At 61.6% G+C, this 22,679-nt stretch carries 23 protein-coding genes and 1 other RNA gene; 16 read left to right on the top strand and 8 right to left on the bottom strand.

Annotated elements, in window-relative coordinates:
- The first annotated feature begins 58 nt into the window (after positions 1-58).
- From ACMUVN_RS20690 to ACMUVN_RS20665, 6 genes are read left to right on the top strand one after another with little or no spacing between them, the layout of a single operon-like run.
- On the top strand, positions 59-343 hold the full coding sequence (locus ACMUVN_RS20690; RefSeq protein ID WP_028755538.1) for an AbrB/MazE/SpoVT family DNA-binding domain-containing protein: 285 nt from the start codon (positions 59-61) through the stop codon (positions 341-343).
- Positions 340-744, top strand: a complete 405-nt coding sequence (locus tag ACMUVN_RS20685; protein ID WP_049810847.1) for a PIN domain-containing protein — start codon at positions 340-342, stop codon at positions 742-744. Before ACMUVN_RS20690 ends, ACMUVN_RS20685 begins: the two co-directional genes overlap by 4 nt.
- The gene (ruvB, locus tag ACMUVN_RS20680) at positions 741-1,781 is read left to right on the top strand and encodes a Holliday junction branch migration DNA helicase RuvB (RefSeq protein WP_003552548.1); all 1,041 of its coding nucleotides are present in this window, start codon (positions 741-743) and stop codon (positions 1,779-1,781) included. Before ACMUVN_RS20685 ends, ruvB begins: the two co-directional genes overlap by 4 nt.
- On the top strand, positions 1,782-2,684 hold the full coding sequence (locus ACMUVN_RS20675) for a metallophosphoesterase (RefSeq protein ID WP_414815423.1): 903 nt from the start codon (positions 1,782-1,784) through the stop codon (positions 2,682-2,684).
- 6 nt (positions 2,685-2,690) lie between these two features.
- Positions 2,691-3,203: an NUDIX hydrolase gene (locus tag ACMUVN_RS20670; protein ID WP_028755536.1), complete on the top strand. Its 513-nt coding sequence runs from the start codon at positions 2,691-2,693 to the stop codon at positions 3,201-3,203.
- A 38-nt stretch (positions 3,204-3,241) separates the two neighbouring features.
- Positions 3,242-3,805 carry a DinB family protein gene (locus tag ACMUVN_RS20665; RefSeq protein ID WP_414815422.1) on the top strand — a complete coding sequence of 188 codons (564 nt, stop codon included), beginning with the start codon at positions 3,242-3,244 and terminating at the stop codon, positions 3,803-3,805.
- Positions 3,806-3,945: 140 nt separating this feature from the next.
- Here the strand turns inward: ACMUVN_RS20665 and ACMUVN_RS20660 are convergent, their stop codons facing one another.
- Complete coding sequence (locus ACMUVN_RS20660; protein WP_414815421.1) at positions 3,946-5,328, bottom strand: virulence factor family protein; 1,383 nt, start codon at positions 5,326-5,328, stop codon at positions 3,946-3,948.
- Positions 5,325-7,931, bottom strand: coding sequence for a bifunctional lysylphosphatidylglycerol flippase/synthetase MprF (gene mprF, locus ACMUVN_RS20655; RefSeq protein WP_183904081.1), 2,607 nt, complete (start codon positions 7,929-7,931; stop codon positions 5,325-5,327). The genes ACMUVN_RS20660 and mprF overlap by 4 nt, the downstream gene beginning before the upstream one ends.
- A gap of 235 nt (positions 7,932-8,166) precedes the next feature.
- Between mprF and ACMUVN_RS20650 the strand changes: the two genes are divergently transcribed.
- Complete coding sequence (locus tag ACMUVN_RS20650) at positions 8,167-8,544, top strand: DoxX family membrane protein (protein ID WP_028755532.1); 378 nt, start codon at positions 8,167-8,169, stop codon at positions 8,542-8,544.
- A gap of 4 nt (positions 8,545-8,548) precedes the next feature.
- Here the strand turns inward: ACMUVN_RS20650 and ACMUVN_RS20645 are convergent, their stop codons facing one another.
- The gene (locus tag ACMUVN_RS20645) at positions 8,549-10,513 is read right to left on the bottom strand and encodes a mechanosensitive ion channel family protein (RefSeq protein WP_244604808.1); all 1,965 of its coding nucleotides are present in this window, start codon (positions 10,511-10,513) and stop codon (positions 8,549-8,551) included.
- Here ACMUVN_RS20645 and ACMUVN_RS20640 point away from each other — a divergent pair.
- Positions 10,500-10,832, top strand: coding sequence for a hypothetical protein (locus tag ACMUVN_RS20640; protein WP_246781265.1), 333 nt, complete (start codon positions 10,500-10,502; stop codon positions 10,830-10,832). The genes ACMUVN_RS20645 and ACMUVN_RS20640 overlap by 14 nt on opposite strands.
- Positions 10,833-10,867: 35 nt before the next feature.
- Here ACMUVN_RS20640 and gnd read toward each other — a convergent pair whose 3' ends face one another.
- A complete protein-coding gene (gnd, locus tag ACMUVN_RS20635; RefSeq protein WP_414815420.1) occupies positions 10,868-11,899 on the bottom strand; it encodes a phosphogluconate dehydrogenase (NAD(+)-dependent, decarboxylating) in 1,032 nt (343 codons plus the stop codon).
- A 134-nt stretch (positions 11,900-12,033) separates the two neighbouring features.
- Positions 12,034-12,516, bottom strand: coding sequence for an SRPBCC domain-containing protein (locus tag ACMUVN_RS20630; RefSeq protein WP_097543108.1), 483 nt, complete (start codon positions 12,514-12,516; stop codon positions 12,034-12,036).
- Between the two features lie 69 nt (positions 12,517-12,585).
- Between ACMUVN_RS20630 and ACMUVN_RS20625 the strand changes: the two genes are divergently transcribed.
- From ACMUVN_RS20625 to ACMUVN_RS20615, 3 genes are all read left to right on the top strand, one after another.
- On the top strand, positions 12,586-12,918 hold the full coding sequence (locus ACMUVN_RS20625; protein ID WP_028755528.1) for an ArsR/SmtB family transcription factor: 333 nt from the start codon (positions 12,586-12,588) through the stop codon (positions 12,916-12,918).
- Positions 12,919-12,994: 76 nt separating this feature from the next.
- Positions 12,995-13,531 (top strand): helix-turn-helix transcriptional regulator, encoded by a 537-nt coding sequence (locus ACMUVN_RS20620; RefSeq protein ID WP_414815419.1) that lies wholly within the window; start codon positions 12,995-12,997, stop codon positions 13,529-13,531.
- A gap of 98 nt (positions 13,532-13,629) precedes the next feature.
- Positions 13,630-14,613, top strand: coding sequence for an NAD-dependent epimerase/dehydratase family protein (locus ACMUVN_RS20615; protein WP_097543107.1), 984 nt, complete (start codon positions 13,630-13,632; stop codon positions 14,611-14,613).
- 428 nt (positions 14,614-15,041) lie between these two features.
- Here the strand turns inward: ACMUVN_RS20615 and ssrS are convergent.
- From ssrS to ACMUVN_RS20600, 3 genes are all read right to left on the bottom strand, one after another.
- Positions 15,042-15,200, bottom strand: a non-coding RNA gene (ssrS, locus tag ACMUVN_RS20610) — 6S RNA.
- A gap of 69 nt (positions 15,201-15,269) precedes the next feature.
- Positions 15,270-15,647 carry a cell division protein ZapA gene (locus ACMUVN_RS20605; RefSeq protein ID WP_028755524.1) on the bottom strand — a complete coding sequence of 126 codons (378 nt, stop codon included), beginning with the start codon at positions 15,645-15,647 and terminating at the stop codon, positions 15,270-15,272.
- Between the two features lie 125 nt (positions 15,648-15,772).
- Complete coding sequence (locus tag ACMUVN_RS20600; protein WP_012758879.1) at positions 15,773-16,048, bottom strand: DUF4164 domain-containing protein; 276 nt, start codon at positions 16,046-16,048, stop codon at positions 15,773-15,775.
- Positions 16,049-16,381: 333 nt separating this feature from the next.
- Between ACMUVN_RS20600 and tkt the strand changes: the two genes are divergently transcribed.
- The 5 genes from tkt to ACMUVN_RS20575 all read left to right on the top strand — a co-directional run bounded on the left by tkt (position 16,382) and on the right by ACMUVN_RS20575 (position 22,628).
- Positions 16,382-18,355, top strand: coding sequence for a transketolase (gene tkt / locus ACMUVN_RS20595; RefSeq protein ID WP_028755523.1), 1,974 nt, complete (start codon positions 16,382-16,384; stop codon positions 18,353-18,355).
- Between the two features lie 82 nt (positions 18,356-18,437).
- Entirely contained in the window at positions 18,438-19,448 is a 1,011-nt protein-coding gene (gap, locus tag ACMUVN_RS20590) for a type I glyceraldehyde-3-phosphate dehydrogenase (RefSeq protein WP_047616479.1), read from the top strand.
- 228 nt (positions 19,449-19,676) lie between these two features.
- Positions 19,677-19,991, top strand: coding sequence for a hypothetical protein (locus ACMUVN_RS20585; protein WP_028755521.1), 315 nt, complete (start codon positions 19,677-19,679; stop codon positions 19,989-19,991).
- Positions 19,992-20,081: 90 nt separating this feature from the next.
- Positions 20,082-20,261, top strand: coding sequence for a hypothetical protein (locus ACMUVN_RS20580; protein WP_028755520.1), 180 nt, complete (start codon positions 20,082-20,084; stop codon positions 20,259-20,261).
- A 492-nt stretch (positions 20,262-20,753) separates the two neighbouring features.
- Positions 20,754-22,628 (top strand): potassium/proton antiporter, encoded by a 1,875-nt coding sequence (locus tag ACMUVN_RS20575; RefSeq protein WP_047616477.1) that lies wholly within the window; start codon positions 20,754-20,756, stop codon positions 22,626-22,628.
- The last annotated feature ends 51 nt before the right edge of the window (positions 22,629-22,679 follow it).

Here is a 22,679-nt window from a genome sequence, read left to right as displayed (position 1 = left end):
GATTTTCCGACAAATGACAAATTTTCCGACTCACTCACCAAAATAGGACTACTGATCGATGTGGGGAGAATTTACGCTTTCACCCAAAGGCCAGATAACGCTTCCGAAGGAACTGCGGGATGCTCTCGGTCTTCAGCCCGGCGATCAGCTTGTTTTCTCCATCATCGACGGAGAGGTCGTGATCACACCAAAATCGATCAACTTCAACGATCTCGCAGGCCTTCTCGGATCGCCTCCAAATGGACGTGCTTCCCTGGAGGAGATCGACGCAACGGTGACCGATGCTGCGGGCAGCGATGTGGTCGACGAAGCCACGCGGTCGAAATCGGATGTCGCCGCATGATTGCGTATGGTGTGGATACAAACGTCCTGCTGAGGCTTATTGTCGACGACGATCCGGAGCAAAGGGCTGCCGCGCTGAAGTTCGGTGAAGGTATCGGCAGGGACTATCGTGGATTTCTCTCGCTTCTGAATCTCTTGGAACTGGATTGGGCGTTGCGCGCCCGGTTCGGCTTCAAGAAAAAGGATGTTGTCGAGGCAATCGGCAAATTGACACGCGTCAGAGGATTGGACATCGAGAACCAGACCCTGGTGATCAAGGCCCTGAGGGCCGTGGAAACGCGAAACGCAGATTTTGCCGATGCCTTGATTGGCTACCGCGCCGCGGATGAGGGATGCCAGGCGACCAAGACATTTGACCGGCACGCGTTCAAGACTGTGCCAGGTATGGAGCTTCTGACATGAGCGAACCCGCCCGCCTGATATCACCGGAAAAGCGGGGCGAAGACCTAGATATCACCTTGCGCCCGCAATCGCTGGACGAGTTCACCGGCCAGGCGGAAGCGCGCGCCAATCTCAAGGTCTTCATCGAGGCGGCGAAAAACCGTGGCGAAGCGCTGGACCACGTGCTCTTCGTCGGCCCGCCCGGCCTCGGCAAGACGACGCTGGCGCAGATCATGGCGAAGGAGCTCGGCGTCAACTTCCGTTCGACGTCGGGTCCCGTGATCGCCAAGGCTGGCGATCTCGCCGCCCTGCTCACCAACCTCGAGGAGCGAGATGTGCTCTTCATCGACGAGATCCATCGCCTCAACCCCGCCGTCGAGGAAATCCTCTATCCGGCCATGGAGGATTTTCAGCTCGACCTGATCATCGGGGAAGGCCCTGCAGCTCGCTCGGTGAAGATCGACCTATCGAAATTCACGCTGGTGGCAGCCACCACTCGCCTCGGACTGTTGACGACGCCGCTGCGCGACCGCTTTGGCATTCCGGTCCGCTTGAGCTTCTACACCGTCGAGGAACTGGAACTCATCGTGCGCCGCGGCGCGCGGCTGATGAACCTGCCGATCACCGAAGAGGGCGCCCGCGAGATCGCAAGACGCGCCCGCGGCACCCCGCGCATCGCCGGCCGGCTGTTGCGGCGCGTGCGCGACTTTGCCGAGGTAGCAAGGGCAGAGGCCGTCACCCGCGAGATCGCCGACGAGGCGCTGACCCGCCTGCTGGTCGACAATGTCGGCTTTGACCAGCTCGACAAACGTTACCTCAACATGATCGCGGTCAATTTCGGCGGCGGCCCAGTCGGCATTGAAACCATTGCCGCCGGCCTTTCCGAGCCGCGCGACGCGATCGAGGACATCATCGAGCCCTACATGATCCAGCAGGGTTTCATTCAGCGCACGCCACGCGGCCGCGTTCTGACCGCAATCGCGTGGAAACATCTGGGAATGCAACCACCTAAGGATATGGAGGCTGCGCAGTTCCGGCTGTTTCAGGAGGATAACTGAGTGATCACCCGCCGCGGATTTTTCAAGGTTCTCGGCGGCGGTGTCGCAGGCGTCATGTCACTCGGTGGTTATGCCTTCGCCTATGAACCGCTCGCGCGGCTCGCCATCACCCGCTACCGGCTGACACCGCCGGGATGGACACCGGGGCTGAAGCTCCGCATCGTCGCGCTCGCCGATCTGCACGCCTGCGAACCCTGGATGTCGGCAAGTCGCATTGCCGCGATCTGCCACAGGGCAAATGAACTCGAAGGCGATATGACCATTCTGCTCGGCGATTATGCCGCCGGCATGAACATGGTGACCCAATACGTGCATTCGGGCCAATGGTCGAAGGCGCTCGCCACCTTGCGGGCTCCTCTCGGAGTCCATGCGGTCATGGGCAACCACGATTGGTGGGAGGACCGCACCGCCCAGAAGAACGGCGGGATGGAAACATTCGGACACCGGGCTCTCGCCGATGTCGGAATCCCGGTCTATGGCAACCGCGCCGTTCGGCTCGAAAAGGATGGCCGCGGCTTTTGGCTCGCAGGCCTCGAAGATCAGTTGGCGCTGCTGCCCGGCCGGAAGTGGGGCCGCACGCATATGCTCGGCCTCGACGATCTCGAGGGAACGATGGCTCAGGTGACCGACGATGCGCCTGTCATCCTGCTCGCCCATGAACCCGATATCTTCCCGCGCGTGCCAGAGCGCGTCTCGCTAACGCTATCGGGCCACACGCATGGCGGACAGATCCGGCTGCTGGGCCGTTCGCCGGTCGTGCCCTCGCGTTACGGCAATCGCTACGCCTATGGCCATATGATCGAAGAGGGGCGTAATATCATCGTGTCCGGCGGCCTCGGCTGTTCCATTGCACCGGTGCGCTTCGGCGTGCCGCCGGAAATCGTCGTGATCGATCTTGGATAGAATGGCATGACCAAGCGCACTCTCATCCGCCTGAATGCGGGCGCCGAGCGTTTCAACTATCGCATCGCCGGCCTCGGTTTTCGCAATGGCCATGTGCTCGTTCATCGCGCCGTGCATGAACCCTTCTGGACCTTTCCGGGCGGCAGGGCGGAAATAGGCGAGACGTCGGAGGAGACGCTGAAACGGGAGATGATGGAGGAACTGGGCGTCGACGTCACCGTCTCCCGCCTGCTCTGGATCGTCGAGAATTTTTTCCACTATGAGCAGCGCGACTGGCATGAGCTCGGCCTCTATTATCTGATGGAGATCCCGCCGGACTTCCCTTTTCAGTCACACGAAATCATCCATCGCGTCGAAGACGGCGACAATCATCTCGAATTCAAATGGGTGTCGGCGACGCGCACGGCCCTGACCGCGCTCGACATCCCGCCCTATTTCATCGCCGATGAAATCGAGAACCTGCCTGCCGCGCCCCGTCACCTCGTCTGGCGGGACGGCAATCTCGATGACGAGGATTGACGCAAACATTCCAGCACGTGTGAAGAGGAGATGCGCCGATGCCGACCTTCGATCCCGTCAGGCCGTTTCGCAAACTTGCCTATAACAATGCGCTTGCCAACCGCCGGCTGCTTCAGGCCTGCGCGGCATTGAAGCCCGGTGAATTCGAGGCACCGCGCACCAGCTTCTTCCCCTCGCTCAAGGAAACCTTGAACCATATCATCACGGTCGATTGGTTCTATGTCGATGGCCTGGAAGGCGGCACGCTCGGGTTCCAGGCCTTCGAGGTCGACGAACCCTTCGATGACGTTTCCTCGCTGACAGAGGCGCAGGCGAAGGTCGATCAGCGCCTGATAGCGCTTTGCGAGGCCCTGACGCCGGAGAAGCTGGCCTCCACCGTCCGCCTCCATCGCGGCGCTCGCATCCAGGAGGAGCGGATGGAAGACGTGCTCGCCCACCTCTTCCAGCATCAGACCCATCATCGCGGCCAGGTGCATGCGATGCTTTCCGGCACCAGCGTCGCTCCGCCGCAACTCGACGAGTTCATCGTCGCCGACGATGCGCGGTTCCGTGGCACAGAACTTGCCGAACTCGGCTGGAGCGAAGAGACGCTGATGCGCTGATAATCAGCGTCCTTAGCGCGTCCTATCGGACGCGCTGCGCTTCAGAGCGGTTCGGTTTTTCGCAGAAGCGCAGAACCGCTCTAACTTTTGTTCACACAATTCCGGACGGAAAACCGCTTCGCACTTTTCCTGGAATTGCTCTAGTCCTGCAGTCGCCTCTTCAGCCCGTCGATGATCGTCTTGGTGAGAAGGTCGTAATTCTCGTCGAAGTGATGGTCGCCGGGCAGTTCGATGACTTCGGCGCCGCTATCCTTCAGCGCCGGGCAGGCGACATCGTCATCGTCGTCCTTGCCGTAGATGCATTGCACGAGCTTCGGATCGATGTTCTTCACATCGCTGACGGGATCGCCTCCCGCCCCTTCCGTCTTCTGACCGAGCCAGCCGAGAACGGAAATGACATAGTCGACTTCGTGCGACAGCGACAATAGCGATAGTTGCGCCACCGCCGACTTTTCAGCCGGCTTGAGGAGCTGATAAGTGGCGGGTACGACATCGGCGCCGAAGGAATAACCGACGAGCAGCACATGCTTCACCTTCCACTGCTTGCGGTAGAAGTCGATGATCTTCGAAAGATCGCCGGCTGTCTCCTCCGGCTTACGCTCGGACCAGAAATAATGGAGCGAATCCACGCCGACGACAGGAATGCCTTCCTTCTGCAGCGTGCCGCCGACCTCCTTGTCGATGTCGCGCCAGCCGCCGTCGCCGGAATAGATCACCGCCATCGTATCGAAGGCGGGCGTCGCCTCGAGCACCGCCAACGGCAGGCCGAGCGGGTTGCCGAAGGCACCGGAGGCGGTGACGAGATCGTCGAGCGTATCGGCAAACACCGCCTGCGCATCATCGGTGGAATCGCGGATTTCTATCTCGGCATGGGCCTTCTTCAATGCCTCGGCATGCGCCCGGCCATCCTTGTTGGCATTAGGCGTGAAGACGGTGATCACAGGGTCCGGCAGAACGCCGTCGCTGAGTCCATAGACTGTGCGTTGACCAACCACCTGCTTGGAAGCCGGCGTGCAAAGTGCCTGGGTGAGAGGAATGCCGGCGACCGGATCGACGGCAAGCGTCTGGCCGATCGTCGCATCCGGCGTTTGCGCCGCGATCGCCAGCGCCAAGGCTCCGCCCTCGCCGATGCCGGCGACGATCGGCAGATGATAGGCGCTGTTGCCGGTCGCGCGCTGCACCTGCTGGCTCAGCGATTCGATATCCGAGACCATGTAGATGCAGCCGTCGTTGAGGCTGACGTCGTACCGGCTGAGCGCCTGGATGTAGGAGGGAAAGTCGACGCCGATGACGACGGCGCCTTCGGCGACCAGCCTGTCGGCCTCGGCCTTCTCATAGTCGCCCCAGCCGGCGGCATCCGAGATCAGCATCACCGTGCCTTTCACCTCTCCTTCCGGCAGGAAGATGTGCGGCGACGGAATGAGCCCGGTTTCGAAGCTCTGCTTGGTTTCCTCGGCGGCATTAGCCGGTGCGGCCGCGAGCATGCAGGCGCATGCCGTGGCAAGAAGGATTGTCCTGATCATTTTCTCACTACCCCTTTCAATCCGCCCCCGATCAGAAATGTCGCGTCCATCAACGCGATCATCGGATTGCCCCCTCCTGAGACCGCAAGATAGCGCGGTTGCCAGTGCGGATGAAACTTGGATTTGAATGCCCGAAGGCCTTTGAAGTTATAGAAGCGCTCGCCGTGTTCGAAAACAGTGCTGCCGATGCGGTCCCAGACGGGCGCCGCCTCGCGTTTCGACATGCCGGAAAGAGGCGCCATGCCGAGATTGAAGTGGGTGAAACCCTGTCCGCGCAGATATTCCATGATCTGCACGAAGAGAAAGTCCATCGAGCCCTTCGGTGCGTCCGGCGAGAAGCGCATCAGATCGATCGTGCTCTCCTCCCTGGATTCGGTGACAAGGATATTGGCGAAAGCGACGATCCTGCCGTCCTTTTTCAGGATGCCGACCGGCTGCGATGAAACGTAATCGGGATCGAAGGCGCCGAGCGAGAAGCCTTTTTCCTTGGCGTTGTGATGCTCGAGCCAGGCGGCGGAAACGGCGGCGAGATCATCGATGACCGAGGCTATGTCCTGCGGCTCGACGACGGCGAATTCCAGCCCGTCGCGCTGGGCGCGGCTTGCCGTCTGGCGAAGGTTCGCCCATTTGCCGCCCTTCATCTCGAAGGTCCTGAGATCGGCAACCGCCAGTTCGCCAAGCTTGAAGGCGCGAAGGCCTGCATCGGCGCAATGGGAAAGCAGCGCCGGTGAGATCTGATAGAACACCGCCCGGCAGCCGGCGGCGCGCGCCGCTTCGACGAAACGCCAGACGAGCTCCTGCACGGCGCGATGCTCGCCGACCGGGTCGAACAGTGCGATCCAGGAGCGGCCCTGCCGGCCATACATGATGAAGGCGTCACCTTTTTCCGAGAACATGATGCTCTTGTCGCCCATGCGCACCAGATTGGCGTCGGCATTGCCCTGCTTCATGACGATATCGACGGCACGCGCCAGTGCCTCGTCCGTGGCCGGTTCCGGCCGGAAGGCCGCCGGCCGAAGCAGGCTGAAGATGGCGATCGCCGACGAGATGATGGTGATGCCGAGCACGGCGCGCAGCCCGCGCGGCGCCTCGGCGGTGAATTCAAACTGCCACCAGAGCTGGTTGCTGTATTCGACGTCGCGATAGACGAAGAGCAGGATGACGACGGCGCCGACGACAATGACGGCAATCGCCATCAGCCAAGACGCCGTCAGCGCCTGGTTGAGCAGCGAGGCATGGCGGGTAAAGAGCCGGCGGCTAACGAAGAGCCCGAAGATGAGGAAGGCGAGAAAAGCGGCTTCAACCAGCGCGATCGCCTTCAACAGCGACAAGGTCAACGCGGCGACAGCCGAGAACACCGCCACCCACCAGGCGCCGTCGAGCCGCTGGCCGAGGCCGCGTGCGGCGACGACGAGCGCCAGCCCCAGCAGGCTGGAGAGGAAATGCGCCCCTTCGACCATCGGCAGCGGCAGATAGTTGGAGAGAAATTCGAGGTTCTGGTCCGGCGTCGGCGTGACGCTCGAAAACACCAGCATGACGCCGAGTAGCAGTGCGAGAGCCGACAGCAGCTGCGGCATCAGCCGTCCGCCGATGCGCCGCACGCTGGAGGCGGCCGGATGGTCGACGAAACGACGCAGCTCCGCCGCCGACACCGCGAGCACGGCGATCAGCAGCGGCAGCACATGGTAGACCAGCCGGTAGAGCACCAGCGATCCGAGCACCGCATCGATGTTCACCGCGCTGCCGAGCGACGCGATGATCACGGTCTCGAACACGCCGAGGCCGGCCGGAACGTGGCTGAGTACGCCGAGACCGACGGCGATGGCATAGACGGCGAGGAAGACCGGCCAGCCGATTGCCGTCTGCGGCAGCAGCACGTAGAGCACCGACGCCGAGGCGGCGATATCGAAGGCGGTGACGAGGAACTGGCGCGACCAGGTGCGCGAATCCGGCAGGCGGATTGCCACAGGGCCGAGATCGAGCACGCGCCCGTCACGGCCGATGATCATCACCGCGCCCAGGATGGCGACGATCGAACCGGCGATCAATCGCAGGAGGAAGGCGCTGACACCGATGAGCGGGCCGATCTCGTCGGCGATGATGATGAGGGCGATCGCCGCGACGCCCGCAAGCCCGAGACCGAAGGACAGCGTGACGAAGGCGATGATGCGGCCGATATCCTCCGGCGAGAGCCCGAGGCGCGTATAGGCACGGTAACGGATCGCACCGCCTGAAAGCGCGCCGAAGCCGGCGGTATTGCCGACCGCATAGGCGCTGAACGCCGTCAGCGCCACATGCGGAAAAGGCAGTTTCTTGCCGATATATTCGATGGCGTTGAGGTCGTAGAAGATCAGCGAGAGAAAACTCAGCCCCGTGAAGAACAGAGCAAGCAGGATGGCGCTCGGCCGGGTTGCCGCCAGCGCGTCGACGACGTCATCGTAGCGCACCTCGTTGGTCAGCTGCATGATCGCATAACCGACAAGGCAGAAGACCACGAGTGTCGCCGCGGCCGTCAGCGGCGTTCTGTACCGTCTGAATAGCCCGCGAAAAGAAAACCCGCCGTCCGATTCTTCTATATTTTCCAAATTGCCGTGACCCGACATCTCGTACCTGTCGCAACTGCTAGCGTGGCGGGAATCATTTTTGAAAGACGTAACATAGGAGGCATGGAAGCTCTATGAAGCCATGCCGCCGCTACCCCGCCCCGCCCTTTGCGCCTCAATCATCCTCAATTGGGGCGAATTTGCGCAGGCCGGCGTCGCGGCACATTGCATTTTCGTAAGCTTCGAAAGAACTTGGCCCTACGACGGGATTTGAGACCCGGGAGAACGGTTCGATATGCAGGATAGTCCGGCCCTCATGATGCTTGTCCTCGGACGCCTATTGCTGGGCGGCCTCTATGTCGCGGGCGGCATTCATCATTTTTTCGTCATCGTGCCGTTGACCGCGGCAATCGAAGCCCGCGGCGTTCCCTTTGCAAAATGGGTGCTGCTCTCGGGCAGCCTGTTCCAGATCGCGGCCGGCCTCCTGCTGATGCTGGGACTTTTCGTCGCGGCGGCGGCATTCGGCCTCATCGTCTTCACCCTTGCCGCCACCATCATGCTGCTGAATTTCTGGGACATGCAGGGTACGGCGCGCGACAGCGCGATCAATACCTGGAAAACCAACATGGCGATCATCGGTGGCCTGCTGATCGCAGCCGCCGGGGCGATGTGAGGGTTTACGCCGCCGGCTCGCTGCCCGCCCGTGCATGCGCGGCGTAGCGCGCCACGGCGGCATCGACCTCCGCGTCGCGATCGCCCGCCACCTGCACGGTCGGCACTGCGAATTCGATGTCGTTTTCCTTGAAGGCATTGCGGATCATCGCCAGCGCATTGCGGCGGATGACGAATTGCTCGCCGGGTTTCGTCATCATCGACAGCCGGATTTCGATTGCGAATTCGCCGAATTGTTCGACACCTTTCATCTTCAGCGTCTCGATGATGTGCGGACCGAATTCCGGATTTTCGAGCAGCGTCTGGCCGATCTGCTTGATCACCTTCTTCGCCTTGACGAGATCGGTGTCGTATTTGACGTTGAGGCTGATCTTGTCGATCGTCCAGTCGCGGTTGAGGTTCTTGACCGCCCCGAGTTCGCCGAACGGCACGGTGGTCAGCGGGCCGCGATGGTGCCTGAGCTTCACCGAACGCAGGCTGAAGGCCTCGACCACGCCCTTGTGGCTGCCGCTCTCGATATATTCGCCGATACGGAAGGCATCGTCCCAGAGATAGAACATGCCGCTGATGACGTCCTTGACGATCGTCTGGGCGCCGAAGCCGACCGCGACGCCGACCACACCGGCGCCGGCGATCAGCGGCCCGATCTCGATACCGAGGCCCGACAGCACCATCAGCACGGCGATGACGGCGATCACCACGGCAAGGATATTGCGGAAGATCGGCAACAGCGTATGTATCCGCGCGCGTTTGGCCTTCTCCTCATCCGTTGTTCCGCCATCCACGGATGAATCGAGCAGCTTGCCATTGATATAGGCCTTGATGACATGCCAGAGCAGGTCGGCGGCCAACAGGATGACGATGCCGCCGATGACGCCGCGAGCTATCTTGTCGACCATCGTGTCGCCCGCGGCCATCGTATCGGCGCCGACGCCGAGCATATGGCCAAGCCAGATGGCGGCAACGGCAATGATCAATGCCCGCACGCCCCGGTCGAGCAGCACCGTCGCAATCCGGCGCGTGGCCAGGAAACTTGCTTCGGTCTGCTGCAGCGATCTCACCGCAAGCGTCGAAACGGCGAGCACGCGCGGCAGCAGCAGCACATAGATGCCGAGCCAAAGCAGCCAGTTGAAGCCCGCAACCCAGATGCTCCACAGCAACAGGAAATAGACGGTGAGCGCCCAGGAGGTCCCGTGACCGCGCTTCTCGTCCTTGTGCGGCCGTGACCAGACCGCCTCGATCGCGATCAGCAACAGGCCGATGCCCAGGATATAGCCGACGAGGAGCCGGGCGCTCGGGGTATAGCCAAGCGGCTCCATCGACTGGATCGCCGCCCAGCCGAAGATGAAATAGATGACGAAGGTCGCACAGCGGCGATACCAGAAGAGCGCGACGTCACGTCCCGGCATGATCGGAGCGGTGATCCCCTGCCGTTCTTCGTCGGCCCGCGCCAGCCCGATGAGATCGACCAGCACGCCGCCGAGGCAGATCGTAAAGCGCTGGACGATGAGCGCGACGACGCAGACGATCGCGATGCTTTGGCTGAACGGCGGCCAGCTGAGGCTGAGAAGCGTGAGCATGGTCGCCGCCGCGAAGATCAGCGCCGGGATGACGCGCGGCGCCAGATGCATGCCCGCCATCTCAATCAGCCGGCGGCGACGGCGGCGGAAGGCATAACGGGCAATGCTTTCGACGATCGCGCCGAGCAGGAAAATCGCCAGGAATTGCGCCACCATCCGCGGCCAGCCGGTGACGGCGATTTCACCGAAGAACAGCGACGAGGCATTGCCGACCTGCGAGGGCAGCGTCATCGCCGCATCGGAGACCATCGAGACATGCCGGCGGGCATGCTGCAGCAGACCTGACAGAACCGACATCTGGTTTTCAGACGCTGCGTTGGCCGCAGGCGTCGCGGCCATCTGCGTCGACATCCACTGCTTGACCTCGGGCGTCTGCATGAGCTCCATCATCTCACGCACCTGCGCCGGCGGGGTGGCCGCGGCAGGCACTTGCGCCGGCGGCGTCTGGGAAAAGCCAGGCGAAACCGCCGAAAAAAGCGCAAGCAATGCCAATATGCCGAATAGGACGGCCTTCAAGCCCCCTGCCATGCCACGCTTCATGACCGCCTCCGATGAAAAGTCGGCCGCCTGGATGAAGCAGCCCCAACATTTTGCAATGGATACCCGCGACCGTTGCCGCCAGCAAGCAGTAGGAAAACCATACCGATGGCTAGGAGATACCGACATCGCCGCCCTCGAACGAAGCGCTGCGCTCGCTATGTCAGGATGACGGCTTTGTCGGAACGGCGAGTGAAACCGCCGGCCTCAGGATTTCGGGACCGGTTTTTCCACGTGGCCGCCGAAGCCCGCGCGCATCGCCGACAGCACCTTGTTGGCGAATTCGTCATTGTCGCGCGAGGAGAAGCGGCCATAGAGCGCCGCACTCAGCACCGGCGTCGGCACGCTTTCATCGATTGCCGCCATGATCGTCCAGCGGCCTTCGCCGCTGTCGGAAACGCGGCCTGCATATTTCGATAGTGCCGGATCGGCATGCAGCGCATCGGCCGTGAGATCGAGCAGCCAGGAAGTGATGACGCTGCCGCGGCGCCAGACTTCGGCAACGTCCTGCAGGTTCAGATCGTACTGGAAGTGTTCCGGATGGGCGAGCGGGGCGGTTTCCGCATCGACCTCGTGCGAGGCAGCGCCGATATTGGCGTGCTTCAGGATATTGAGGCCTTCGGCATAGGCGGCCATCAGACCGTATTCGATCCCGTTATGCACCATCTTGACGAAATGGCCGGCGCCATGTGGGCCGCAATGCAGGTAACCCTGTTCGGCGGTGCTGGCCGCCGCCGCTTTGGCGCTCCGGTTCGGCGAGGCTTCCGTCGTGCCGGGGCCGGGCGCCAATGTCGCGAGGATTGGGGAAAGATGCTGGACGATGCCCTTCTCGCCGCCGATCATCAAGCAATAGCCGCGCTCGAGGCCGAAGACGCCGCCGCTGGTGCCGACATCGACATAATGAATGCCCTTGGTGATGAGTTCGGCGCCGCGGCGGATATCGTCGTGGTAATAAGAGTTGCCGCCGTCGATGACGATATCGCCGTTCTCAAGCAGCGGCACCAGGCTCGCCAGCACCTTGTCGACGATCGCCGCCGGCAGCATCAGCCAGATCGCCCGCGGATGGGTGAGCTTCGAGACGAATTCCTCGAGAGAAGCACTGCCGGTCGCACCGAGGCCCGTGAGATCGGCGACGCTTTCCGGCCTGGCGTCGTAAACGACGCATTCGTGACCGCCTCGCATCAAGCGCTGGACCATATAATTGCCCATGCGGCCCAAACCAACCATGCCAAGCTGCATATGAATCTCCTGGAAACCGAAATGAAGTATCGAATCCGGAAATTAGCACCCGCAGTGTGACAGGCAAGCGAAGTCTCGGTGATATTGGCGGATGCGACGATTGCGCCGCCGATCTCCTGCAAACCAATGCTTCGTCAAGCGTCAGGTGCGCTGGCCGGCTCACCCTTCATTTCGCTGAGGAACATGCCCTCGCGCAGGTTGATGCCATATTCGACGAAGGCCTTCATGCAGCAAAGCATCTGCGTCCAGCCTTCGCAGTTGAGATAGGTGCCGCGCCGGCCGGCATCGTCTTCGCGCCAGCCGGTCTCGGCGATGGTCACCAGCGTGCCGCCATCCTCCAGCGGCTTGAAGTTCATCTCCACCAGCGTCTTGTATCTTGCCTTATCCTCGCCGGTACCGCCGTCCCATCGCAGCACGATACGGCTTTCCGGCACGAGTTCGATCACTTCGACTGGCGCATCCTTCCACCAGGTCACCGTCGTGCCCTGGACAAGCAGTGCGCTCGCCCCGCCGATCGTGGTGAAATAGCTGCTGAGTTTCTTCGGGTTGACGACGGCGTCGAATACCTCCGCCACGGGACGGCCGATACGGCCGGAAATGCGGATTCCGAGAGACATGGCACTTCTCCTCTTCTCCATTGTGCCTGTTCCATTGTGCTTGGCTTCATTATGTTATAAAAACATAACATGTCAAGCGAATCAACCGACGACCCTGTTTTCAAAGCGCTGGCGCATCATCGCCGCCGCGAAATCCTCGATCTGCTCAAGGATGGCCCCCGCACCACGGGAACTCTCTGCGAGATGTTTCCTCAGATGGACCGCTGCACGGTGATGCAGCATCTGAAAGTGCTGGAGGAGGCAGACCTGGTCATCGCCAGGAAGGAGGGCCGCGAACGCTGGAACCACTTAAACAGCCTGCCGATCAAGCACATCTACGACCGCTGGATCAGCGCCTATGCCGGCCATGCGCTCTCTATACTCGACCGGCTGAGAAGCGATCTCGAAGGCCAGCCCGAATAAAATGCCGACTGTCCAACCGCCTTGTCGCCCGGCCCGCCACAGCCCTATGCTGGCGGCAAAGCATGGGACAGGACAGATGATGATAACAGGGGCCGGCATACGCCGCATGCGGCTGTTGCGCAGCATGAAGCAGGAACATCTCGCCGAACTCCTCGGCGTCAACCAGGCGACGGTCTCACGCTGGGAGCGCGATCAGCTCGCCCTCTCATCCGAACAGGCCGTCAAGCTGGAACGGATTTTCGCTGCGCCTCGACATGCGGCAGTCGATGCGGCGCTGAAGCGGCTGGTCGAGGATTCCGTTCGCCCAGTGCATCTGATCTGCGACCGCACCCACCGGCTGCTATCAGCCTCCCGCCCGCGGCAGGCGGAATGGCGGGCGCCGCTCGCTGCCTTTCTCGGCCGTTCTCTGTACTCTTACGCTTCCGCCGAAATCACCGCGGCCGAGCAGTCGCTGGAGGAGCGCGGCTGGCATGCAGGCAGGCTCTCGTCGCTGATTCTCGAGACCGGCGCCAACGGCAATGCGCAGCTGCCCATTGCGGCCGGGCACGTGAGCTGGGAAAGGATCATGCTTTCCGATGGCAGCGCCGGCCGCCTTGTCACGACCATCGGCTGAGCCTGCAGCTTTCCTGCATTCCCATGCATAAATTATGCGTTGTCCGGAAACCTCGGTCTTTATAGCGTCGGCCGCCGAAACGCTCAGGAGACGATGTGATGACGATACTGGTGACGGGAAGTGCCGGCCATCTCGGCGAGGCGCTGATGCGCACTTTGAGGGCGCAAAGCCGCTGGGTGCGCGGCATCGATATCAAGCCCTCGGCTTTCACCGATATGGTCGGCTCGATCGGTGATCGCGCCTTCGTCCGGCAGGTAATGTCTGGTATCAGCCAAGTCATCCATGCCGCAACATTGCACAAGCCGCATGTGGCGACCCACGACAATCGCGATTTCCTCGACATCAATATCGCCGGGACGCTGAACCTGCTCGAAGAAGCCGTCGCCGCAGACGTCGCAAGCTTCGTCTTCACCAGCACCACCAGCACATTCGGCGCGGCATTGACGCCGGCTGCCGGCGAACCGGCGGCATGGGTGACGGAGGACGTGCTTCCGGTCGCAAAAAACATCTACGGCGTCACCAAACTCGCCGCCGAAGGCGTGTGCGAACTCTTCGCCCGCAAATCCGGCCTGCCGGTTGTCATTCTCAGGACATCGCGTTTCTTTCCCGAAAACGACGACGATCCTGATATTCGCAACGGCTATTCGCCGGAGAATGCCCAGGCCAACGAGCTTCTTCATCGCCGCGTCGATATCAGCGATGTGGCCGGCGCCCATCTACTGGCGCTCGAAAAAGCTCCGGCCATCGGCTTCGGCCGCTACATCATCTCCGCCACAACGCCGTTTTCATCAGGCGATCTCGCCGAGATCAGACGCGATGCGCCTGATGTCGTCGAACGCCTGTTTCCGGGTGCGAGCGCCCTCTATGCATCACGCGGCTGGAAGATGTTTCCGGCGCTTGACCGTGTCTATGTCAACGCGCGCGCAAAGCGGGAACTCGGCTGGCAGCCGCGATATGATTTCCGTTTCGTGTTGGATTGCCTACGCGAGAATAGGGAATGGCGAAGCCCTTTGGCGCTAGATGTCGGCTCGAAAGGCTACCATGACCAGACCTTTGTCGAAGGGCCTTATCCGGTCCGATAGAACCACGATCTGGAATACGGATAGGCGAAAGCCCGGCATCCTCGCGGCATGGCCTTTTCGCCGAAAAGCGTCATCCAGATATTATGATCCCGTCATAGACCGTCTGACGGGGATATGGGGCGACGAAATCCAGGGCGTGTTCTGCCATCGGGAAATCGAATCCAAGGCGGGGGTGTCATTTGAAGCAGTGTCCAGCCTGCGGGCTGAGCCCGTTTTGAGAGCGCTTTTGACCGAGAGGGTATCTCCATGAAGAATGTCAGACCATAGCATCGCGGCTGTTTGCCGCGGCTCTCGCGGCATCCGCCGCCATTCCGGCCGTCGCAATGGCCGAAAATTCCGCTGTCGGCGGCGGCCTCACCTTCGTCAACAAGGGCCTGGTCGGCGTTCGCCCGCCGGATGCGACGTCCCTGCCGACGATGAAAGGGAAGGTGCGATCCACGACCACCGATGGATGTTTACGATCCTGGGTGCCTACAAACGTAGGTGGGCGCCGTGTGTCCAGGCCCACGGGCCTGGCCAGGGACAGCTCCCTTTGGATCGAGTATGGCCCCAGGGATTGTGGTTCCTGTCGAGAGGCGCAGACCGCATCGCGATATATAAGGACGTTTGCGCTGCCGCGCCAGTGGCGGTGGCAGACCGTCCTGATTTAATTGAGATCAGTTCAGGTCCGGGGCGGAGCGGCCGTTCAGCTTGTCGGTGATGCCACGGATGCGGCTCGAAACCTCACTGAGTGCTGCCGCAAGGTTTTCTTCGGTGCGCGCGGTGGCCGCAAGCACCGTGTCGCGGTTGCCGCGCAGCGACTCGAGTTCGGATTCCAGCCCGGCGACGCGGCGCGTCAGCTCGGCAATCTCGTCCATGACCATGATGCCGGCCATGACCGTGATCCTCAGATCGCCGATTTCACCGAACTGTCCCTTGAGGTGGCCGACATAGCCGTCAAAACGGGTGGCGAGATCGGACAGGTGCTCCTCCTGCCCCTCCTCGCAGGCCATGCGATAGGCCTTGCCGTCGATCGTTACCGTCACCTGCGCCATGCCAAACTCTTTCTATAAGAGCATGATGCCGAAAAGTGTGAGCGGTTTTCGGACGACATCATGCTCTAACTTTTTAAATTAGAACAGGATTCAGATTTTGGGCCACAGCCCAAAATCATCCTGTTCTAGCGATCCAGAACCGCGCGGATCGTTTCCATGGCCGTCACCAGCCGCCGGGATACCTCGCGATTGACCTCTTCCAGCCGGTTGGCGCGGAATTCGGCCTGATCGAGCTCCTGCGCCAGCCGGGAGCGGTCGGCGTGCACGCGTCGTACCTCGCCCTCGATCTCACCCTGCTCGCGCTGCCGCTCGACGCGCATGTCGACGGCGTTTTCGAGGCTCGAAATCGCCTGTCTCAATTCGTTGAGCGCTGCTTCCATGGTTTTGCCTGTGGGCATCATGTCTTTCCGATTCCCGCACAGAATCCGCGAATCGGCACGCCGCGCCGATCCTGTGATTTCAAAAGGATATGCCGCTCGCAAACGGCCCGTCAATAAATCCTGTCACTTGCCCACCGGCCTATCCTGTGGATGAGCACTTTACACGTGCTCGCCGCAGCAGATTCGTCATTTGTATAATCGCGCGATCAAATGTCAAAAATCGCCGCTGTCCGCCCGGATTTAGCCTGCCATTTATTGACTTGCCCGTTCCAACTGCTATGTCTCTGCCGCTTTCACACGATGGTCTTGGAGGCTCGAGGCCATCCCCCGACACCCGGAACTTGCGGAAAAGCCATGACCTCTCCCGAACAACACGACCGGATGGCGAATGCGATCCGTTTTCTCGCCATGGACGCCGTCGAAAAGGCGAACTCCGGCCACCCGGGCATGCCGATGGGCATGGCTGACGTGGCAACGGTCCTGTTCACCAAATATCTGCGCTTCGATCCAAAGAAGCCGCACTGGCCGAACCGCGATCGCTTCGTGCTGTCGGCCGGCCATGGCTCGATGCTGCTCTATTCGCTGCTGTATCTGACCGGCTATCCCGACATGACGGTCGAAGATCTGAAGCAGTTCCGTCAGATCGGTTCGAAGACCGCCGGCCATCCGGAATATGGTCACGCGACCGGCATCGAAACGACGACCGGCCCGCTCGGTCAGGGCATTGCCAATGCCGTCGGCATGGCGATTGCCGAGCGCAAGCTGCGCGAGGAGTTCGGCTCCGACCTGCAGGACCACTACACTTATGTCATCAATGGCGACGGCTGCCTGATGGAAGGCATAAGCCATGAGGCGATCGCGCTTGCCGGCCACTTGAAGCTGAACAAGCTGATCCTCTTCTGGGACAACAATTCGATCACCATCGACGGTGCCGTTTCGCTGTCGGACTCCACCGACCAGATCGCTCGCTTCAAGGCCGTTCACTGGAACACCATCGAGATCGACGGTCACGATCAGGCCGCCATCGCCGAGGCGATCGAAGCCGCCCACAAGTCCGACCGCCCGACCTTCATCGCCTGCAAGACGATCATCGGCTTTGGCGCCCCAAACAAGCAGGGCACCCACAAGGTACACGGCAACCCGCTCGGTGCCGAGGAAATCGCCGCCACCCGCAAGGCGCTGAACTGGGATTACGAGCCCTTCGTCATCCCCTCCGACGTCCTGGACGCATGGCGCGCAGCTGGCACTCGCTCTGACAATATCGTCAAGGCCTGGGAGGAAACTCTCGCCAACGCCGCCGCCAAGGCCGAATTCACGCGCCGCATGGCAGGCGAACTGCCGGAAGGCTTCGACGCCGCGATCAGCGCATACAAGAAGAAGGTCGCCGAAACCAAGCCGACGGTTGCGACCCGCAAGGCTTCGGAAGATGCACTCGAGGTCATCAACGGCTTCCTGCCGGAAACGCTCGGCGGCTCCGCCGACCTGACACCCTCGAACAACACCAAGACTAGCCAGATGCACTCGATCACACCGACGGATTTCGCCGGCCGTTACGTGCATTGGGGCATCCGCGAGCACGGCATGGCCTCTGCCATGAACGGCATTGCGCTGCATGGCGGTCTCATTCCCTATAGCGGCGGCTTTCTGATCTTCTCGGATTATTGCCGCCCGCCGATCCGCCTGGCGGCGCTGATGGGCATTCGCGTCATTCACGTCCTGACGCATGACTCGATCGGCGTCGGCGAAGACGGCCCGACGCATCAGCCGGTCGAACAACTCGCCGGTCTGCGCGCCATCCCGAATCTGATGGTCTTCCGGCCTGCCGACGCCACGGAAACAGCGGAATGCTGGCAGATCGCCATCAAGACGCACAACCGTCCTTCGGGCCTTGCTCTGACGCGCCAGAACCTGCTCGCCGCCCGTACCGAATACAGCGAAAAGAACCTCTGCGAACAGGGCGCCTATACGCTGGCCGGCAATGCCGACGCCAAGGTGACGATCTTCGCCTCCGGCTCGGAAGTCGAAATCGCCGTTGCTGCTCGTACGGCGCTTGAAGCCAAGGGCGTGACCGTCCGTGTCGTATCGGTTCCCTGCACGGAACTGTTCTTCGAGCAGCCGGACGCCTACCGCAAGGAAGTCCTCGGCAATTCGCCGGTCAAGATCGCTGTTGAAGCCGCGGTTCGCGAAGGCTGGGATGCGTTCATCGGACCGGAAGGCACTTTCATCGGTATGAAGAGCTTCGGCGCTTCCGGCCCGGTGAAGGACGTCTACAAGCATTTCGGCATCACCGCCGACGCCGTCGTTGCGGCCGCCGAAGCAAAGCTTTAATGAGGGCGCCTTGAGGCGCTCTCCATCTCCTCAATTCCAGGCCCTGCCTTATCGGGCCCTACTCTATCGGGAGTGAATGCACATGACAGTCAAGGTTGCCATCAACGGTTTCGGCCGCATCGGCCGTAACGTCCTTCGCGCCATCGTCGAATCCGGCCGCACCGACATCGAAGTCGTTGCCATCAACGATCTCGGCCCGGTCGAAACCAACGCCCACCTGCTGCGCTACGACTCGATCCACGGCCGCTTCCCGGCGACGGTGAAGGTCGAGGGTGACACGATCATCGTCGGCAACGGCAAGCCGATCAAGGTCACGGCGATCAAGGATCCGGCAACGCTCCCGCACCGCGAACTCGGCGTCGACATCGCGATGGAATGCACCGGCATCTTCACCGCCCGCGACAAGGCCGCCGCTCATCTGACGGCCGGCGCCAAGCGCGTCATCGTCTCGGCTCCTGCCGATGGCGCCGACCTGACGGTCGTCTTCGGCGTCAACCATGACCAGCTCACCAAGGAGCACCTGGTCATCTCCAACGCGTCATGCACCACCAACTGCCTGGTGCCGGTCGTGAAGGTTCTCGACGACGCCGTCGGCATCGACCACGGCTTCATGACCACCATCCACTCCTACACCGGCGACCAGCCGACGCTCGACACGATGCACAAGGACCTGTATCGCGCCCGCGCGGCCGCCCTTTCCATGATCCCGACCTCGACGGGTGCAGCCAAGGCCGTCGGCCTCGTTCTGCCGCATCTGAAGGGCAAGCTCGACGGCACTTCGATCCGCGTTCCGACCCCGAACGTTTCCGTCGTCGACTTCAAGTTCGTCGCCAAGAAGGCGACCAGCGTCGGCGAAATCAACGAAGCCATCAAGGCTGCTGCAGACGGCAAGCTGAAGGGCATCCTCGGCTACACCGACGAGCCGCTCGTCTCCCGTGACTTCAACCACGACAGCCACTCCTCGATCTTCGCAACCGATCAGACCAAGGTCATGGAAGGCAACTTCGTGCGCGTCCTGTCCTGGTACGACAACGAGTGGGGCTTCTCCAGCCGCATGTCCGATACGGCCGTCGCCTTCGCCAAGCTCATCTAAGAGCCTGACGATTGACTATTGCAAGCGGCCCGGGAAACCGGGCCGTTTTTTGCTATACACGCTCACGCCGCATCATTTCCCATTTCCAGCACCGGATCTGGTAGGATGGTCGGCCTTGGGCATTCGATGTGCACAGACCGTCAGTACCGGCTCGGTTCCCAAGCCGGCACGGCGTCATCCATAACCCCTGCAGCCGCATCGTCGTCTCGGGGAGATAAAGAGAGATGAATGGATTACTTTACCGTTGAAATCGCCGGCCGTGCCGTTGCCAGTTTCCGCTCGGAAAACAGTGAGGAAGCGACGCATTTCTTCGAGGCGGAAGACTTTCGCGACGACCTGACCATCCTGGAATCCGAAGGCAAGCCTCTTTGGGACCGCAAAGCGGCCCTGAGCTTGCGCAAGGCGACAGCCGAGGAAGCAAGCGAAGTCGAGCACGCCTATGAATTCGACGACGATCCCGAACGGACGATCGAGGACGAGTTCGTCGTTTTCCTGGTCCCGGTCGCGGATTTGACCGACGAGGGCGAGGACACAGAAGACTGAGCGAGTTGGCAATCCGCTGGCTTGGCGTGCTAGATTGAGGAAATGCGCAGCGCTGCACAATGGCTAGAATGAGCCAAGTGGAGGTGATCAATGGCAGAGGCACAAAAACGCTTGTCCCACACCAGCCTCAAACGGCGGCAGCGGTTTCACCCCAAGCGGGACGTCAGGCCTGCCGTGCTGGCAAAGGCCAATCGTCTGGTCATCTGGGTTGCCGCGTTCATTGGCCTCTCGTTTCTCGCCATCGTCATACTTCAGGCAACGTTGGGATAGCAGAGCAAGAGCCGGCGCTTCTGGCACGAAACGACAGCCGGCTGCTCTCGCTGGGCGGCCGGCATTTCCACCCGATATCGAAAAATCTCCGCGTTCAATTTCCCCGCTCTCCGCATTCGCGCCTGCAATCCATTCTTCCCGTCATTGGACAGCGCAAACGGGCCGCGTGAAAGGAGGGAGCGTGTCTTATCCTGTTGCCATTCGCAGATACCGGCAGGAAAAATCCGTGCCTGGCTCTTTCGCCCTGCTCTCGCCTGATTTTCCTATACATTCTTTATAGAGAGTTTCTCCCGTAGCATTCCGTATCGGTGGCCGTCCGGCAACCGTTCAGCAGCATGATGCAGCATCGCGACGAGGTTAAGCCGCAAGGCCTACCCTTCTCTGGCGTTTTGCCGTTTACTGATGGATCGCCGCGCGTGTGGAGGGGTTGAAACGGGACGGATCGGCCGGGGGTGGCCGTATTCGCGAAGCAGTCGATGGAAAGGGGTGGGCATGGAAGCGTTCTATATCGTGGTGCTGGTCTCGACGGCGCTCGTGCTTCTTGCCGCTTTTTCGAGCTTGCTCGCCTTCCGCTTCGGCGCTCCCCTGCTGCTGCTCTTCCTGATGATCGGCCTTGCCGCCGGTGTTGACGGCCTCGGCATCGAGTTCAGCAACAATTATCTCGCCTATATTCTCGGCTCCATCGCGCTGGCCGTCATCCTGTTCGATTCCGGCTTCGGCACGCCGATGCAGGCCTTCCGGCTGGCAGCCGTGCCCTCTCTGGCGCTCGCCTCGGTCGGCGTGCTGATCACCGCCTCGCTCTTTGCCGTTGCCGCCATGTGGCTTTTGAACTTCACCTGGCTCGAAGGTCTGCTGCTCGGCTCGATTGTCGCGTCGACGGATGCCGCCGCCGTCTTCTTCCTGCTGCGCATCGGCGGCATCAACATCCGTGACAAGGTGCGCTCGACGCTGGAAGTCGAATCCGGCACCAACGACCCGATGGCGATTTTCCTCACCATCGCCCTCGTCGAGGTGCTGGCGAGCGGCGAGCGTTACGCCGGCATCAATATCGGCATGCTTGCCATGTTCGTGCAGCAGATGGGCCTCGGCGTCATCCTCGGCCTGCTCGGCGGCATGATGATCGTGCTGATCGTCAGCAAGCTCGATACCGATCGCGGCCTGACGCCGATCTTCGTGCTGGCGCTCGCCCTTCTCGTCTTCTCCTTCACCGGCGCGGTCGGCGGCAGCGGCTTCCTCGCCGTCTATGTCGCCGGCATCTACGCCGGAAACCGCAAGATGCAGGCGATCGGCACCATCAAGCGCTTCCAGGACGGCATGACGTGGCTGGCGCAGATCATCATGTTCCTGGTGCTCGGCCTGCTCGCCACGCCATCGCAATTTCCGGTCATCATCGTGCCGGCCATCCTGCTCGCCCTCTTCCTGATCTTCGTCGCCCGGCCATTAGCGGTCTGGCTGTCGCTGCTTCCCTTCGATTACACGCAGCAGGAAATCGGCTTCGTCGCCTGGGTCGGTTTGCGCGGCGCCGTCTCCATCCTGCTCGCCATCATGCCGATCCTCGGCGGGCTGGAAAACGGCCAGATCTATTTCAATACCGCCTTCATCATCGTACTGGTCTCGCTGCTCCTGCAGGGCTGGACGATCAAGCCCGTCGCCAAGAAGCTCGGCCTGATCATTCCGCCGCGCATCGGCGCCGTCGACAAGGTCGAGGTCGACCTGCCGGGTGCTGCCAACCACGAACTGCTCTCCTACCGCGTCATCAAGGATAGTCCGGTGCTGCGGGGCGAGCGTATTCCGCGCTGGGCGACACCCTCGCTCGTCATCCGCGACGGCAAGTCGATGCGTTATCAATATGCCGGGCGGCTGCGCGAGAACGATCTCGTCTATCTCTTCATCGTGCCGAGCTATTCCCGCCTGCTCGACCGGCTCTTCGCCAGCCGTGCGCCTGTCGATGAAGACGACGCCGAATTCTTCGGAGCCTTCGCACTCTCCCCCGCCCGCCCCGCCGCCGATCTCGACGCCGCCTATGGACCCGGCCTGCTCAATGAATCCGAAAAGGGCCTGACGATCGCCGAATTGATGCGGCAGCGCCTGGGCGGCAAGGCCGACTATGCCGACCGCGTCCGCCTCGGCTCGATCATCCTCATCGTCCGCGATCTCGACGAGCACGACCACATCACCTCCGTCGGCATGTCGCTCGAAGCTGTGGAGCCGGCGATCACGCTGCCAATCTTCATCAATCTCAAGGACATCATCCAGCGCATCCGCGACCGGCTGAACGGGCGCCGGAACCGCGAAACCAAGGCCGCCGAAAGCGCGCCGAAAGCGGCCGCCAGAGGCGACGAAGGCACACGCGAAAACGGCCGTTGAACGCCTTGCGTCTCGAATGATCCTTGCTATGGTCGGCGCAACTTCCGCCAA

Origin of the sequence: Rhizobium sp. IY2 (genome assembly GCF_047532935.1) — a bacterium.
GTDB lineage: Bacteria > Pseudomonadota > Alphaproteobacteria > Rhizobiales > Rhizobiaceae > Rhizobium > Rhizobium anhuiense.
This window is presented reverse-complemented; position numbering and strand designations above follow the sequence as displayed.